The organism is Shewanella sp. SG44-6, assembly GCF_014164185.1.
GTDB lineage: Bacteria > Pseudomonadota > Gammaproteobacteria > Enterobacterales > Shewanellaceae > Shewanella > Shewanella vesiculosa.
This window is the reverse complement of sequence record NZ_JACJER010000057.1, coordinates 1-17680: the sequence shown is the minus strand read 5'-3', so window position 1 is coordinate 17680 and position 17680 is coordinate 1. Positions and strand designations below refer to the sequence as shown.

Annotated in this window: 12 protein-coding genes; 1 reads left to right on the top strand and 11 read right to left on the bottom strand. The window is 40.5% G+C overall.

Annotation, left to right across the window (positions count from 1 at the left end):
* Positions 1–3 precede the first annotated feature (3 nt).
* The 6 genes from traN to H5185_RS11720 form a co-directional block, all read right to left on the bottom strand.
* A complete protein-coding gene (gene traN / locus H5185_RS11745; protein ID WP_182742163.1) occupies positions 4–3192 on the bottom strand; it encodes a conjugal transfer protein TraN in 3189 nt (1062 codons plus the stop codon).
* 6 nt (positions 3193–3198) lie between these two features.
* Complete coding sequence (locus tag H5185_RS11740) at positions 3199–4227, bottom strand: TraU family protein (protein WP_182742162.1); 1029 nt, start codon at positions 4225–4227, stop codon at positions 3199–3201.
* 2 nt (positions 4228–4229) lie between these two features.
* Complete coding sequence (locus H5185_RS11735) at positions 4230–4379, bottom strand: hypothetical protein (RefSeq protein WP_182742161.1); 150 nt, start codon at positions 4377–4379, stop codon at positions 4230–4232.
* A gap of 1 nt (position 4380) precedes the next feature.
* Complete coding sequence (locus H5185_RS11730) at positions 4381–5541, bottom strand: TrbC family F-type conjugative pilus assembly protein (RefSeq protein WP_182742160.1); 1161 nt, start codon at positions 5539–5541, stop codon at positions 4381–4383.
* Positions 5528–6001, bottom strand: coding sequence for a signal peptidase I (gene lepB / locus H5185_RS11725; protein ID WP_182742159.1), 474 nt, complete (start codon positions 5999–6001; stop codon positions 5528–5530). Before lepB ends, H5185_RS11730 begins: the two co-directional genes overlap by 14 nt.
* Positions 6002–6154: 153 nt before the next feature.
* Positions 6155–14041 carry an Ig-like domain-containing protein gene (locus tag H5185_RS11720; protein ID WP_182742158.1) on the bottom strand — a complete coding sequence of 2629 codons (7887 nt, stop codon included), beginning with the start codon at positions 14039–14041 and terminating at the stop codon, positions 6155–6157.
* A 169-nt stretch (positions 14042–14210) separates the two neighbouring features.
* On the opposite strand from H5185_RS11720, the gene H5185_RS11715 reads away from it, so the two are divergent.
* Positions 14211–14651, top strand: a complete 441-nt coding sequence (locus H5185_RS11715) for a hypothetical protein (protein ID WP_182742157.1) — start codon at positions 14211–14213, stop codon at positions 14649–14651.
* Between the two features lie 285 nt (positions 14652–14936).
* On the opposite strand, the gene H5185_RS11710 is transcribed toward H5185_RS11715, so the two are convergent.
* From H5185_RS11710 to H5185_RS11690, 5 genes are all read right to left on the bottom strand, one after another.
* Entirely contained in the window at positions 14937–15338 is a 402-nt protein-coding gene (locus H5185_RS11710) for a hypothetical protein (protein ID WP_182742156.1), read from the bottom strand.
* A 109-nt stretch (positions 15339–15447) separates the two neighbouring features.
* A complete protein-coding gene (locus H5185_RS11705) occupies positions 15448–15906 on the bottom strand; it encodes a DUF4262 domain-containing protein (protein WP_182742155.1) in 459 nt (152 codons plus the stop codon).
* Between the two features lie 84 nt (positions 15907–15990).
* Positions 15991–16596, bottom strand: coding sequence for a hypothetical protein (locus H5185_RS11700; RefSeq protein ID WP_182742154.1), 606 nt, complete (start codon positions 16594–16596; stop codon positions 15991–15993).
* Positions 16597–16676: 80 nt separating this feature from the next.
* Entirely contained in the window at positions 16677–16970 is a 294-nt protein-coding gene (locus H5185_RS11695) for a hypothetical protein (protein WP_182742153.1), read from the bottom strand.
* Positions 16971–17180: 210 nt separating this feature from the next.
* Complete coding sequence (locus tag H5185_RS11690) at positions 17181–17450, bottom strand: hypothetical protein (protein WP_124017031.1); 270 nt, start codon at positions 17448–17450, stop codon at positions 17181–17183.
* Positions 17451–17680 lie beyond the last annotated feature (230 nt).

The window sequence follows — 17680 nt, the reverse complement described above, 5'->3', positions numbered from 1 at the left end:
CCCTTATTCTCTAATGTCACAAATCATTGGCCTTGGATAGATAGAGCAATCTATCTGTTCAGGGTCAAACGTCTCTTTTAACTGATTAGTTGTGTCGCTTACATCATCCGTAAATTGCTCGCTCGCTCTTTCTTCGGCGTTCTTTCTTTCCGTTTCGGTACAATCTGGGTCATCACTACCTTCACACTTTGTATTACCAAACATTCGGCCGGTGCCAGTTAATCGATCTATATCATAGCCAGAAGTAGATAGAATATCAGCTTCATACATAGTAGATAACCACTCAGATAAGTCCAATTGATCAAAGTCGATTTGACCAAATTCAGGTATGGTAAATCCAGGGCAAGTTGACATGTCTTTGCCTAGCTGCTTCGACCCTTGGTCTGCAACAATTCGGGACAACATGGAAGAATAACAACACCAATCTTGACGACGCAGATAACACACTCCTAGCACTTTTTTCGCACAATAAGCTTCACCAACGGCAAAGCATTGCTTTTGGGCTAATTTGACCCCCATATCTTGTTCATTTTCATCGCATTGAGTAAGCAGATTAGCTAATAATTTAACCATATTATAAATAGTATAAAGCATGCCAACAAAGCTGAGGATACTCATGACTTGTGCTGCACCATCGCTCAATACGGTATCACCAACTTGAGCACCTAACTCCTTCGCAGTCTCTGAAGTCACCTCTTGAAACATCATCTTAGCAAGAGCATCAGGTAATAAATCATTCAAAAATGTAAATACCTGTTGTTCCATTTCGTGCATTAACCCATCTATCGCACCTTTCTTCGCTGCTTCAGAAGCGCCAATTTGCAACGAGTCTGCTACGCCTTGCATCACTTCAGGGTCACCCATTACCGAACTGGCAAAGTCAACAACCGCTGTTGCACCAGAATTCCAACCGTCCACCAGCATTGAAGTGAAATCGGTATAGAGCCCACCAATTTGATCTGTTACCCCACCTGATAATGAGGACGAAACATTTTTGAATGTCTCGCTTTGCATCATCTTGTATCCCATTGCCGCCATTTCTAAGTAATTGATGCCTGATGGCGATTCACAGCAATTGTTGCCCATGCCAGATAATTCCCATGAGCAATATTCTCGCTCTCCGGGAAATATTTCACACGTATCAGGGTCTTCTGATGCACAGGTAGCATCATCATCAACATTTTGTGCAATTGAGGCCATTAATACGGCTTTTTCAAAATCATCACTGGTTTCTTCTTCACCATAAGCACAATCATTTCCCATACACGGGAGCATTCCAGCACACACGTTTGTCGTAGTGGTTTTGGTCACGTCAAATGGCTTTGATACATCACAGCGATAATTATCTGTATACATATAACAAATATCATTTACTTCGTCATACCATCCTTCACCGCAGCTTTCCGCAGTTTTTTCACAACGGTCGTTAGTCTCATATTGAGCGCATGAGCCATCTAAGGCTTTAAACTCCTGATAGTTATAGCATTTTTCTTCAACTTCTTCCGTCACTGGATTTAATACCTGAACACAATAATCATTACCTTTTAGTGGGTCACAACTGTAATTTTTGGCGTTAATTTTCCACGAGGCGACATGATATTGATTTTCGAAGTCTTTATCGCCACCGTATAAAGCAGCTGGGTTTGGGTCGTTTGGATATAATTGTTTAAGATTTTCAATTACCCACTGAGGATAATCACTCACACCTTGATCAACGATTTCCCACTCATCAAATGTACAGAAGTTATTTTTCTCATAACCCGAGTCATAACAATTATCTCCTTCGCATGGATATGGGCCAGGTTTCCATCCAACACTTGATGCACAACCTGCAGGGAACTCTGTATAAACCTCCTTATAATCTGAAGTTTGAATTTCAAAAGAGAAATCTCCGGTCAAATCATATTCATCTTTACCCTCTGTTCTTGTATCTCTAACGTTAAAGATACCCACTAGCCCGTTGGCACAACTTGGGGCTTGAATAATTTCTGTCTCAATAGAGTCGTCTCGCTTTTGTCCTAATGGGGATTGAGCCCAATTAGATGCTTCAATGAATCTAACGTGAGAGGATGTTGCACCACAAAAAAATGAATAATCGACTTGTCCAATTTCTGCCGCATATTCTACTGTCCCTGATGACATTTCAGGGTCTGATGGTGAGATTGGTTGAGATGTGCCGTCAGCAAAATTAACTGACACGCTTAAATTGTTACCCCATGAGTATGCAAATTGCGCCCTAAACCCCACTTTAACTAAGTCAGATTGTTTCTCTAACACTCGCGTTACTTCGCAAAAGTTTTTATTTTGATGATTAGGTCTTTGGCATACTTTTGGTTCCCACACTGGAATTTGTCTTTGCTCTGTTTCAGTTGTCGTTTCATCTACACATGATTGTGACCAAATACCTTCCCCATTTTTAGCATCACTAATGGCGTTATTCGTTTCGTTAAAATAATAAGCATTACTTTGAATTTTCGGCGCGGGATTATCAACATTACTCTTTATAATGGCTCTATAGGCCTCAGAACTAACCGTTTTACCATCTGATGTGTTGTCATATTGCACCTTCAAGTCATCGATATACGCGTCTTCATCCCCGTAATTACTTGGTGCATTAAATGATTCATCTGAGCGTTGTTGCTGATTGGTGAATGCCTCACTACTTTTAATGCCGTTTATTTTAGTTCCTCTTTCAGATTCAGGCACCTCATTGACAATCAGATTGCCATCGTCATCGCGGGTCAATGTCACACCTGATTTTTCATAATATTCAACATCTATATTGCCATTAGTCATGGTTGGTGCTGTAGGCGTATCGCCCGCTAATCCCTCTCCCATGTACTTCTCAAATTCTCTATGAAAATCTATGTCATCGTATTGTGAAGTATCAACAGTCGTGCCGGCACCTGCAGGTCTACTCAAAATTTCAGCCTCAATATCATGAGTCGATATTGGCCCTTTATCTTTATTCTCAATAATCTTCTGATAGATATCAGTACCATCAACGTTTTTCGGCGTGTCTAGTTGAAACTTTGCATCTAACTTGTCTTTCAGATCATCCAAGGCATATACATCGAACGACACAACCTGAGCGGATATCGTAAAGAAAAACGCCCAATGCAACCCTCCACCCAGCATACAAATAGATGAGAAATACACACACACGAGTTTAAATAAACGTTGAGTAATCATTGATTGCTAATCCCCACTTCCTAATGTCAGGCAACATTCTTTGAATTGCCAAAGCATGTAAACCGCATCCTCAAATCCAGGCCTCATTCTCCCACCGACGGGTAAACACCATAAATTTGTGGACTGGCCCATTGGGTGACAACAACTGCCCGTATCGGTTTGCGCATCAGCTTCGGCTCTCGGGTAAACCATACTGAATTTATACTGTGATCTTGGGGTAAATGGAGCCACATGAGCCTCACAGACATTGGCATCCCCCATCGTTTTTTTGGATAACCCTTTACGATGAAGTGAACTAATCATACGTTGAGCAATTAAACTGGTTTGCGCGACATTATCAGTTTGACCTTTAATGTTGCCCGTGAATGGATATAAATGACCATCACACCCAGCACACCCAAACGTCGATTCTGGTGCCGAATCTGCAGAAATTAACGCGCAATCACTCGCACACCATGGTTGTGCCAATGGCGTAGCAAACAAAATTGCTTCTGGTGACAATAATAAGGCGAGTAAATCGTTATTCCAGGTTGGGTCAACTTCGGATAGATACATTAAATCTAAATCAATATAGCCATCTTGGTGACAATCAATATATAAAATTTCCAACATTTCCATTAGTGGAAATGCAAAATAATGGCTATGCCAAAACCCAGAGCCTTTTTTTGCTTTTACCGTTCCCATCCCGACAAAATCATCTTGCAGTGTTATCCCCCCTAAAGTGGGAGTGCACCATGGCAACTTTACAGTTTCAATCAGTCTCATCGGCGCAAAGTACGACAATTTGGTTCCGGCATAGGGCACGCCGATATTGTCGTTACACATACAAAATGGATTGTTATCGCTTGCCCCATCGGGCTTTTTCCCTACCCCCATTAACGAAAAACCCTCTGTAAAACAACTCCAACAGATTTGGTCTATTATCTTGGTCCAGATTTCGGCATCTTTACATATGTTGTCAGTGGTAGCCGCATTTGAAGTGGCACTAAACATTACAGTCATAATAGTTAAGATGGTAATGAAGAATTTTTTCATTGTTAAATTCCTCTCAACATCGATGCGACATAGAAAGACAACCAATTAATAAAATCTATAAAACTGTTTAATACTTGCATTGCAACGTCGGGGTACTCTAAGCTCAAATAAATGCCAGCAACGACACCTAACCCTAATGTAATTAGTTTCATATTATTTTCTCACGTTAAATTCGCTGACTTTGATGTAGTTCTTCTCCATGCAGACAACCGATGGCACAGATTTAAGTGCAAACTTGGTGATCAACTCTTTTTCAAGGAGAAAAATATCCCGCTTATACCGCTTTCTGAGGTCAGAGAGTTGGTCCCACCCTTTTACTTCGTCAAGTCGAGTGACAATAATTTGGTCCCGATAATCAAACGAATTAAGATGCTTATCTAACCAAGCTAGCTGTAAGCTATCTGATGGATCTACGATATAAAGACCTAGATATGCGCCTGGCATTTGAGCTAATGGATTAAACTTTGTTCCCGCTTTAGCAAGCACGACGCCTGCGCGATTGACGACATCACGTTGAATGGTCACGGTAGGATCGATGTAATAAGTGTGATTTTCAGCCGCCAAGCTTAAATTAAATGTAGGGCGTTTCTTCCAATAATTTTTAGTAGCTGCTTGCTTCTTTGCTTCCCAATCCAGCTCGCTCATTCGTTGTTTTATTTGTTCAATTAACGATATTTCTTTGACTGGAAACGTTGCCCCATACGCCCCAAAATCTGTACTTGTTGTTACAGTGGCCACTTTCTCATTGAAAAAAGGCATTTGAGTCATACCCATCATTTTTATTTGTTTCTTACTATTGTCATAAACCAACGCTGGTACTCGGTGTATTTGGTACATCTTGAACCATGAAGGACCAAATTTTACGGTAGGTTTTAACACCATGTCTTGTGTCATTGCTTGCAGTCGAGCCATGGTATCTAAGATATTTTTATCGTTTTCAAACATACCGTTAATGTATACCGTGGTTTTTGATTTTGCGGCATTCTTAAAAGCATCTATTAACGAGGCTCGGGGCATGGATAAACTGACGAACATAAAGGTCACTGATGTCGGCTTAGCAAGTGGAGTTGTTACGGTTAACGAATCATCTGTGATGTCTTTGATCTGAGCTTGGGCATTCGTTAGAAATTGCTCCACGTCTTTCGAAGATGATTGGTTTTCACCAGACAGATTCAAGCCATCTAACCATCCTTTATCTTCAGCCATTTTTAATGCTTTCTCAGTAGTAATAGGTTTTTCAACTATCTGGTTCGCATTGGCCATACCACTTACGAGAACTAATACTAGCCACAAGAATTTTCTATAACATTGCATATGCATCTCCAATCATGTCGCTTCTTTGTATCGTTCCCCAAAATCGCGAATCATATGACAACGGGGTTTCACCAATTAAAAAATATTGATCATCTGCTAAATAAAACTCTTTGGTCACTTCGGCTTCGGTTGCATCAATTTTCATTAGAAGTAGATTCATATTGTTTTTATAGGCCTTGCCGTTTACTAAAACGGCATCAATATTGACGACAATATGGTCACCGGGCATTCCCACCAATTTTTTAATCCAGCGTGTACCTTTTGCAAAGTAGGGCGTATTTCTTGGCAACTTAAATGCAACTAAGCGTTCTCGCTGAATATTTACCGCTTGCTTATCAACTAGGAAATAACTCGCATATAAACAAGAGTAATCTTGACTTGGAACAGCCAATGTAAATTTTGATGCTATAAGCAATATGGCAGCAGCAATAAGAGAGAAACTAATCAGAGCATGTCTCAACTTTTTATTCCTTCATGAATAATCTTGAATAACAATATTTTAAAACATAAAAATTTCTAACCATGTCAACTCAGGTGCCGTTTGGGACACTGAAATAAAAAAACCGCCAAATATTTAAGAAATATTGACGGTTTTTGGTTTTTTTACTTTTATCTAAAAACTGGCGTTTCCGATTCCTTTTGCTCCCGCATCATCTACGGCTTCAATTACGATCGTGGCTGATGGGAAATCATTTTCACTAAATCGAACTTGTGCACCATATGGACTGAAAATAGTGCCATTAACAACCCAGCGATAATAACTAATAGTACCGTCACTATCTTTGCAGTTTGCATCAACAATATGAGTACCGTATTGCTCTCTTACTACAGGTTCACATACAGGCGCTTGGTTTTGTTTAACATCAAATGACATTACATGTTTGCCTTGTTGACCAAAATTCGATGTTACGTTTAATTCAACGTCATAATGGCCCGGTTCAAGGTCATCAAAAACACCAATAGCACGACTTGAAGGCTCTCCAGTATCACCATTAATTGTCCATACAAATTCTTTCATGAAGTCATATGGGTGACTTGTTTTAACACTTGGGTACAGTGATATGGTTAATGGCGATCTCATATATCTGTTTGAGAAAACTTCAGTCACTTTGAATTCCAATGGTTCAGGTTCTATTGCATCGACAAAACCATCTATATAAGTAAAGTTTCCTCGGTTATCTGAAAAAGCCAATGTGATTTTATGTACTCCGGCCTTTAACACTCTGAAGTTCATAGATTTACCAAACCCAGACGTTTTTTCAATTGCTTCTTGATCAAACATCCAATCATAAGAGAACTTCACTCCTGGAGCATTGATATAAGGAATGTTTAAGACTGCGAACCCTGTTGATGGTACGAACTTAACGTTATTGTTTATTGACAGACTTAACTGATCATCTGTTGGGAACGAATAACTAAATGAATTCATTACTACATTTGATTCGCCTAATGTGACGTCTTTATATCCCTCTAGCCACGCTCTAGCTTTCAGATTCAGTCTATTCGAATTATCTAAATCTTCTTCTTTCACTAAATACTTGATAGTTGATTCATTCGAAATAGTACTTCCATCTGGCATTATCCATTCAGAAAGTACTGGCACCCCTGTTGCTGCAAATTGGTTAGCGACTTGCAAACTCAGTTCGATCTCAGTACCCACTTCAACAAGATTGGGCTTCACAACATTGACAATCAAGGCTTTTGGTTTAGTGACCGAAATATACTTGGTCGCCTCACTCCATTGACCCGCTTTAATATCGACTGACGTGTTCGCATATTTCATACGACCTTTAATTTTCAGGGCGCTTTCTCCCACGACCATATCGTATGTCAATCCACCAGCTTCCCATGTTTCACCGTTATCAAGGGACCATTCCACAATGGCATCCGATGGTGGTGTTTCACCATTATCGAGCGCTGATAATAGGACATCTTGTCCTGATATAGCTTGACTAGCACCATCTATCTTAAGCGTAGGAACATCGTAACTAATCAATGTGACTTCGTCTGAATGGGTTTGAACCAACGTTTCTTTATTAGTCACTAACGCTCGGATTTTAATTGTTTCAGGACTTGTTGATTTAATGGATATATATTGCTTGTTATCAAAGCTTGGCTCAGCCAGCCAGTTTCCTGATGAATCTTGCTTTTGCCATTCAATATCACCCAACACCCTGAAATCATCATATGAATCCGTATCAAAACGAATATCAAAGTTAGCCGGCACTCTTGATTGAACCAACCTCGATACAACTTTGCCATCTACAGCCGAACCTTTTACCACAGTAATGCTTCTAGGTATTGATACCCTCTCAATAGCTATATCTGGATATGGCGATTGGGCTTTAGCTATGGCATAAATAGCGAGATTACGCTCAAATATAATATTGGCGTCTAGCGTTATTAAGCCTTTTCCTGTGGAGTCTATTGAAGTTGATTCGGTTATAGGTTCGAATGTATTCCCTTTTTTAAACGCAAGATATACATCCCAACCGGTTCCCATTGTTGTTTGATCGTACTCAAACAACCCCGTCATATTATTACGTAGACCTAATGAGATCGTCGCATTTATCGTGTCTATTGACGTATATTGGGGACTATCTAAGTCCATTAAGACCTGCATGTATGGGTGAGGCGTAACAATTAAGTCAAACTTTTGTTCAGCAGTTAATTCAGGAGCCAACCGATAATTTGCCTTTAATGTGTACTGTGTCTTATCCCACAACACCGCATCACCCAACCGTTCCGCATAAGCAGAAAATGTTTGAGTTTCACCAAACGGTAATTGGTTGTGTTTATAAAGCTTCTCATCTCCAAATTCATTACTTAAACGAACATCAACATGAGCTCGGCTAGATTGACCTCTGTATCGACCTAACAAAGTGTCATTGATTGAAACGCTATAAACTCCCTCGCTTAATTTCAGTTTGTCGTCTAATGCTATTTCCAATGGCAATGGCTCAATCGCTTCAAAAGTTACGGTTTCGCTACCCACCTTAGCCGCCCGGCCTGACTTATTCACAATATAGGCATTATATGTGACAGTGTTCATTCCTAACTCTGTGACGGCTCCAGATAATTTAGACTGATATGTGGCGACAGAGGGCGTTAACCCGGGAGGTAAAGTTGACCACTCAATATAACAAGCATAATTATTGTCATTTGATGCTAATGCGGCAGCAGCTTTCGTTCCATACAAATCACATCTGATCCCGCGAGTACGATTAACAGTAAGCGCGACATCTTCCACTTTTTGAATGACAGTCACTGGTTTATGGTTTATGCCAAAGGTCATTTGTAAATAATTAAAGGGTAAAGATAGCGAGGCAACATGCCCCTCTTTATCTTCTGCCTCTACTTCCAGAACATATGATGAGTTAGCTTCAAGATCAAAGCCCTCACCAGTAAGTTTTTTGAAATAGGTATCATTGTTTGTTGTTATTACTTCTCGACCATCGATTTTAATGCTCGTTATTTTCGACTCACCCACTACACCATTGTGAGCAACGATCGTTAAATCATCTAACATATTGACAGTTTGAGCACTTGAAAGTTGCTCGATAGATCGTCCTTTATGCATCACCTTTATTTGCGGTATCGGTCTGGCCACAACAACGTTATTGTAGGTTTCTATCGTTTCATTGTTGTAAGTGTCTTTCGCAATAACTTGAACATTGTACTCACCGGGAGTCAAAGACGTCATTTCAAATGGATAAGCACTCGCAAAACTCTCACTGATAACCGAGATATTAGTGATTTTTTTTGAATCAGCAGTGCTATTGGGAATATCAAACGTAATTTCGTTACCATCAACCATAATGGTACTGACACTTTGAGTGCCCTCTTTAGCCGTAAAAACTAATTCTACGCGTGAAGGTTTCCACCAAGTATCGGTATTCACTAATTCAGATCGGAAGTTACTGACTCCAACGGCACCCTGCCCACCCGCAATCGCTACAGTAAAGCCTAAATCCGAATTAACGACAGGATCATTGGCTAATATTGGATTGAAACTAGTAAACGCGATATTCGGTCCCCGAAAGTCATGATGAATAACCCAATCTTCAGTGATTAAATTGGCTTCATCCCAACCACCAATTTTACTGTTCGCTATAATTTTATAGTTACTGTCAAATTGAAGATGAGCTAAGTCTTTCGTAAATGCCACGCTGCTATAAATTGTACAAGACGACGCGCCAACTGATACATAACATGTTCCGATATCATCAATGGTCACCTTTTGAATGTATGTTCTTGGTTTGACCAGTACGGTTGTATAACTTAATTGACTATCTTTACTGTAGTTGTACATTTCAAAGCCACTAGAGACTTGACTCATTAACCTAGTCGTTACATCGTCGATAGCAGGTTTAGGCGGCTCATTGACTGTTAAATCAATTTTTCCTTTTGATATTTCAAATTCTGTTATTGCATTGCCATTAAAACCAAACAATGAATACTCTAATGATTGAGTACCAGATTGTTGGAATATCCCTGAAACTTTATCGTTTATACCAGTAATCCCTTCAGGCAATGCAGTCCATTTAACAAAACAAGGAATATCTCCTTTTTTTATCTCGCCTTTAGCTAGTTCCTCTGACGTCACCAATCGACATCCCGTAATATCATCGACAGCTATTTCTGAAATTTCACTAACAATGGCATCAAATTTCTTAGTACCCAATGTTATTGCGGATATCTCAGTGTTAATGCCACCGTCATAAGACACTGAGTCTACGCCAAGCACATAGCCTGTTGGTTTAGTATCGATGTATTTGCATTCTGACCCTTGTAATGTGTATGGAGCATTACACGTTAATGTCGTTGATATCTCTTCTGTTAATACGCACACGCCATTTTGAGCCATCATACCCAATGGACAAAAATCATAAACAACATCAACTGTTTTATGATACTCACATTGTCCATTTTGAGCATAATACCCAACCGGGCAACTCACTAATATGGCCTTTTTTTCAATGCCTTCACATTGATATGTTGTTGGATTCAGCGTCATTCCTGAATCACAAGAACATGAAGAATCGACAAATGAAGTTGAGCAAATAGGCGCAAAATAAACATCTTTCACACACTCGCCCCCTTTTAACGTAAAGGATGCAGAACAACTATTTATGAGTGGTGTAGTATCTGAGTATTCACAAGATTTACCGTCTGGTGATGCCACAAACCCAATTGGGCAAGAGCCCGCCAAATTTGCATCAGTTTCTTTTTTACATTGAGTTTCAGAAATTTTTCCAAATGAATTATCGTCACAAATCCATTCTTCCTGTTCTGTTAATAGTAACGAACAACTAGAACCGGAAAGAGAATACGAGGAGTCGGTACAATTATAAATATATGTATCTGTTAATACCTTTTTACACGTTTCATCATTTGAATATGCTGTGTAGGTAGGATCTGAACATGATAATGAATTTAAAGCGGTTTGATACCACGAACACGAACCATCATTGCTGTTCGCATAATTTGTGGGACAATTCCAAGTATTAGCTGTATTTTGCAGTTGCGTACAGCTACCATCATTATGATTCACATAATCTATTGGGCATGTATAGGAAAATTCCAACGCATCTGTTGAATGGCACGTTAAACCTGATAACGTCCAACCGCTATCGCAAGACCACGAATTACTAGTGTTAATTAATTTACTGCAAGTTGAGCCTGATAAGCTATAACCACTAGGACAGCTATAATTAAAGGCTTGCGCTTGTAACAAGCTACACGCTGAACCACTTAGGGTATACCCTCCTGGACAGCTCCATGTATTGTTTGTGTTTTGAAGTTGACTACACGTAGAGCCACTTAAGGTATAGCCACTTGGACAGTTATAACTAAAGGCTTGTACTTGCAACAAACTACACGTTGAGCCTGACAAGCTATAACCACTTGGACAGCTATAACTAAAGGCTTGTGCTTGTAATAAACTACACGTTGAGCCACTTAGACTATAACCACTTGGACAGCTATAATTAAAGGCTTGCATTTGAAATAAACTACACGTTGAGCCTGATAAACTATAACCACTTGGGCAACTTAATGTATTACTGGCTGTTTGGAGCCGACTACACGTTGAGCCACTTAGACTATAACCACTTGGACAGCTATAACTAAAGGCCTGTACTTGCAATAAACTACAAGTAGAACCACTTAGACTATAACCACTTGGGCAGCTTAATGTATTACTGCCTGTTTGGAGCCGGCTACACGTTGAGCCTGACAAGCTATAACCACTAGGGCAGCTATAACTAAAGGCTTGTGCTTGTAATAAGCTACAAGTTGAGCCTGATAAACTATAACCACTTGGGCAACTGTAACTGCTGACTGGAGAACTTGTTTGCCCTGTACAATTTGCGCCAGATATTGTATATCCACTTGGGCAAGCGAGTGAAGGTGATGCATATTGGGTAACACGGCAAGTAACTTTAGGCCGGGTCGGACCATCTGCAAGTTTGGTATTTGTTACCGCGCCAACAGGACAAGTTTGTGATGAAGATGCTGTAACCCAAGTGTCTCCACAGTACCATAAATATAAATCAGAATCCCAATCTGGGGCCGCCCCCGAAGGACAGCTTAAATATGGTGTTGTGGTTACGACCTTATTACATGAGTTTAGCGCGGAAACATAACTATACCCACTTGGGCATTGGCTTGTCGCTGCAACATTCACCGTCGCACTACACGTATTAGTTGCCGAGTTATAAGTGCCACTTGAACACACAGGCGTTGCCGGTAACGTCGTGGTTTTCTCACAGCGATTGTTGGCAGACGAATAGGTATAACCACTCGCACACACCTTACTAGCAGTTTGGGTTAACGTTTTTTCACAACGAGCATTGGCTGATGAATACGTGTAGCCACTAGAGCAGACAGGCGTTGCAGATAACGTCGTGGATTTCTCACAGCGGTTATTGATTGAAGAATAGGTATAACCACTCGCACACACTTTACTAGCAGTTTGGGTTAACGTTTTTTCACAACGAGCATTGGCTGATGAATACGTGTAGCCACTAGAACAGACAGGCGTTGCAGATAACGTCGTGGTTTTCTCACAGCGATTATTGGCAGACGAATAGGTATAACCACTCGCACACACCTTGCTTGCCGTTTGAGTTAGGATTTTCTCACAGCGATTATTGGTTGAAGAGTAGGTATAACCGCTCGTACATACCTTACTTGCAGTTTGAGATAGGGTTTTCTCACAGCGATTATTGGTTGAAGAGTAGATATAACCACTCGTACAGACTTTGCTTGCCGCTTGGATAACCGTTTTCTCACAACGAGAATTAGCTGAAGAATACGAGTAGCCACTTGAGCACACTGGCGTCGCCGATAACGTCGTGGTTTTCTCACAACGATTGTTGGCAGACGAGTAGGTATAACCACTTGCACACACCTTGCTTGCCGTTTGGATTAACGTTTGTTCACAACGTGAATTAGCTGCTGAATAAGTATAACCAGAAGTACAAACTGGATCAGCAGTGGTTGTTAGTGCTTTTTCACATCGATTATTTGCTACTGAGTAGGTAAAACCTGAGGTACACGTTTTAGTTGCAGTCTGCGCAACGGTTTTTTCACACCGCTTATTCGTTGTTGAGTAAGAATAGCCAGTAGTACAAATGGGGGTAGCATCTGTTGATAACGTTCTTTCACATATTTTTAATGTTGAATTATACGAAAACCCTAAAAAGCAATCGTAATTTACTGATTGAGTGATTGTTTTTCTACAATCATTCGTCGCTACCTCATATGTGTAGCTCGGGTCTGAACATATCTTATCTGCTATGGCGACTAATGTTTTTTCACAACGTTCATTGGTTTCAGAATAAGCAAAACCTGCAGAACATTTGGCAACCGTAGCTTCGTATTCAGTTTTAGTACAAGTACCATCACCGTTAGAGTCAAATCCCACCGGACAGGTCGTTTTTGGAATTTCTGTTTGCTTTATACACTTTGAGACATCTCCAGAGTAAGTCCAATTATCTCCAGGGCAGGTATACAACAGACTTGTAGTGTTCACTTTTTGGCAAGAGTTAGTCGCGGAATTAAGTGAATATGAATCAGGGCATATCTCAGCAGTAATGTTGGGAATATCTAAAGAATAATGACTAATGCCAGCAATATTTGATGTTTCAGGATAAAACGGAATCTTTAACACACCGCCCGTTGCAGTTAAATCTTGGACAATGGTCATTGATTGCCCAGGCTTTAGCGATTTTCCGAGAATGATTAGGCTAGTTACCGCATCACTCGCCAGTGAGACCTTCACTTTTGTTAATCCTTGCGCGACCTTTCCGCTTGCATCTGTGATAACAGGCGTCTCAAGTACAGTGACAGGTTTATCTTTTCGATCTAGAACCAATTTGTCTAGTGCTAACGCTTTTATTTCAGGTAATAACGTATTCGTATTGCTAGATGCATAACTCATAGGGATAACCCCAAGCATTACTATCAATACAAAACATTTCACTAATCCGTTCATTCTCATTCTCCGAGCCAGAATATTCCACAGATTATTCTACTGACTAAATTTTTAAGTCTGAGCTGGTTCAGGTCCCGTTTGGGACTCGCTAATTAGTTTTTTCGAAAATAGTTGAGTTGCGGGTTTGAAAAACGGGGTAAAAATGTAGTAAAGGCAAAAAGGAGTCAATATGTATAATTCAAATAGCATCTACTCAACAGAACATTTTGAACAGCGTTCATCTGGCAATTTACAAAGCCCACCTTATTCAGCAAGGACTCATAATCAACCTCAAGAACCTACTTATACCGATTTTAATAAGCCACGATATAGCGGGGCATTTAATACGTTCTTTAGTCTGAAATGTCATGGCAAGAAAGCCGCTATCGAGTTAAAACCATCGTTAACGCGCTCTTCTGAATGGGAAACGGTTATGATAGAAGCGGCAATTTCAGTCGGCCCAAGGCAATATAACTGGGCAGAAAAAATCTCCATTCAAATTACTAAAACTGAATTACCTCACGTCATATCGACATTTTTAGGTATTAAACAGGCTTTTGAGGGGAAATCTCACGGCGTCAATGTCGCTGCAAGCAATGACATAAGCAATAAGCTACTTTCAATTACTTAGCTAAAATTCATAACCATATCTTGACATAAAATATAACCATAAACTGACAAATTATGGAAACTTCTAGAACTACAACTTTTCCATGTACTTTTATTACAATATAGAGTGGTCAATGAAGACTGACCCACTACATTAGACCCTGCCTAAATTATTTCTGGACAGAAACGAGCTAGGTTTCCAAATCTAATTCGTAAGTTTAGGATTAAAATTTCTATGGATTAACGCCGCCCACAGCGGCGAGCGTAGCGAGTCCGGCAGCCAAAGGCTGCGAATTGCTGGGCCTTGTTATGCGGCATGCTCGAACTCCACTGTGTAAAAATCACGTTCTTCGTTAACTTGGCAAAGATTGTAACCTCGGAAATAAATCAAGTACTTACCGGGCTGCACACAATACTCTTCAAGCGCCTCTCTTGGCCAACCAAAAACACCTAGCCGCCCACTCAAAATAGTTATTTGAGTTCTCACCTCAAAGTCAGGTTCCTGTTCACTCTGGTATGTTTCTCCTGGAGCAAAAGGCTTCACTCTTGCAGTTATATCTCCTTCAGGACACAGAGCAACAATATTGGTTAGGGCGTTGTATCGCTGAAGCACGTGTTGATCACTCCAATCTTCAGGAGCATCAGGATCTAAGCCAGCATCGGCGATATAAAACTGTCTATAAGTTGAGTCTATAGTATGAGTTTTCATGCTTTAACCGCATAACGCTCGCCTATGGGGCGATTATGAGTGTTTTGCAACGAAGTTGCAGCGAGTAATTGTCCCTGCCGCGCTTTTTGCGGCGAACATGAGGCGCTTGTTAGCATTTACCTAGCACTGGTTGATAGCCTTTAAATTCATCAGATGCATTTATATCCCAAGGCCAAGTTCCAGATTTATCAGAAAATACTAATTGCAATACAGGAAACGCACTTCCTTCGTAGTACCAAATATCCCAGCCAAAATGCTCTTTATAATGATCTTTTTCTACAGTTATAAATTTCACATCATAGCCATCTAAAAAATCTGAATAACGCTTTCCTGTTTCGAAAACCTTGCCTTCCCTAACCATATCGTTGTAATCATTTACGAGTACATGTGCAACTTCTCGCTTTAACCCCATAACCAAAACTTCAGGCTCGTTGGTTTTACCAAAAATACCCACTGAATAGGTAAAACTGGGTAAATTTCCTTCTGCGAATATATACATGACATGACATCCATATTTTTCAATATTATCTACGACAGATTGCTCTTGTTCATCCAAGTTGTTATTCATAATCACTCAAGTCATATTTCATGCTAACGCTTGGCTCTGGGGCTGCATGGAGCGCAGCGTAATGCAGTCCCAAGCAGCCATTTGTTACGTGCTGATTTTGCACAGATGTTTGATTGTTTTTTCATGTTCTTTACCCACCAAGCCAACATCTTGATGAAAGCGAAACCCTGATCTCTTAACTTTAGCCGCATCAAGCGCCTTTTGAGCTTCTGAACCATCATTATTGATCAATGCTTTAGAAGCATGCCACTTGTAATAGTCAAGAGGAAACGTAAGCCTATCAACATGCTCATTAAGCACATCGACGGCATTGGCGTACTCGTTTTCAATTTTTTGAGTTGCCACCAAATATGGATAATCAAGGTACACCCCAGTCTGGTAGTTTGGGAATTCTCTTTCCCTACCAAGCACTTCTTTGAAAGCAGAGATACACCCATCCAGATCGTTTAGCGTCTTACACGCGTTTGCTTTTGCCAATAACGCACGAATGTCATCAAATTGGTCTTTTCTTGATTCGAAGTATTCATTGACCAAGCGAAGTGATACTTCTGGATAAGTATCAGCCAAAGTGAGAGCTTGGATTACTAAATATTGATCTCGCTGCGTTCTCGTTCGCTTCAATTTCGAATAGAAATGCTCTTCGATAGAGGCGTTCCAACTTTCATTTCTGTACCAATCTTCAGATGACACTGTGAATCCTTAGCACGTAACGCCCGCATTTGCGGCTGGTTTTGAGCGCAGCGGAAAACCAGCCCGACAACATGCTCTTGTTACATGCTGGCGTCAAAATACTGCGCCAAAGAATCTATTTGTTGTTTGTGTAGGCTGACAATTGGGCTAATTAACATTGCCTCCTTGCCGCCCACCCTTAGTGTATTAATAACTTCATTTGGATCACTATACCTCTTGAGAAAGGGTATACCTACCGCACTGAAGTAATTGTATATGGCGTCTGCGGATTCCACAGCCTGCTGCATATTGCCAACAGTGAACCGTTTTTGGCCAACACCCTCAATATTTCCCAGCTCTGCTCCAACTATACAAAGGCGAAGCTTGTCGGACACTGTCGTGGTCAATGAATACTGGCCACTGACTTAGAGATGTTCTAACTTATTTCTGGACAGAAACGAGCTAGGTTTCCAAATCTAATTCGTAAGTTTAGGATTAAAATTTCTATGGATTAACGCCAAGCGCACAGGAAAACGCGAGCGCAATGGCCGAAGGCCAGCGAGTGGTTTTCCTTGTGACGCGTCTTGTTAGTGCTGCGGTGTTGACTAATCATCTGGATACTCTGATAAATACAGTTTAATTCCGAGCTTAGCCATTATTGCCATTGCTCGCACACTTAAAATAGCCCCGCCGCCACACGCGTTGTTCCGCATACTAAATCCTATATCAGCAATATAGTTAGATGGGGGCAATTTGCTTTCATTCTCAATTAACCATTTTTCGAGGTTTAGAATTTGAGATGGCAACTCCCACTCACCTTTAGCAATCCAAGTAATATGCTGGTTGTCTTCTTCCCTTTTTACATAAATTGACAATACATTTACCTATTAGCACTAACGCCACATTAAGCGGCAAAAAATTGTTGGTTAAAATGTTGAACGGAGTGAAAACAACCAACTGTTTTTTGTCCGTTTGAATGCCTTGATACTCATTGAGCCTCCTCCCTAGCAAGCCGCATCAGCGGTATGCTTAAGGTGACTAAACCAACAGGAGAAAGCTCAATGAGATTTTATAATAACTCACATCCATACTACTGTGGTATCGA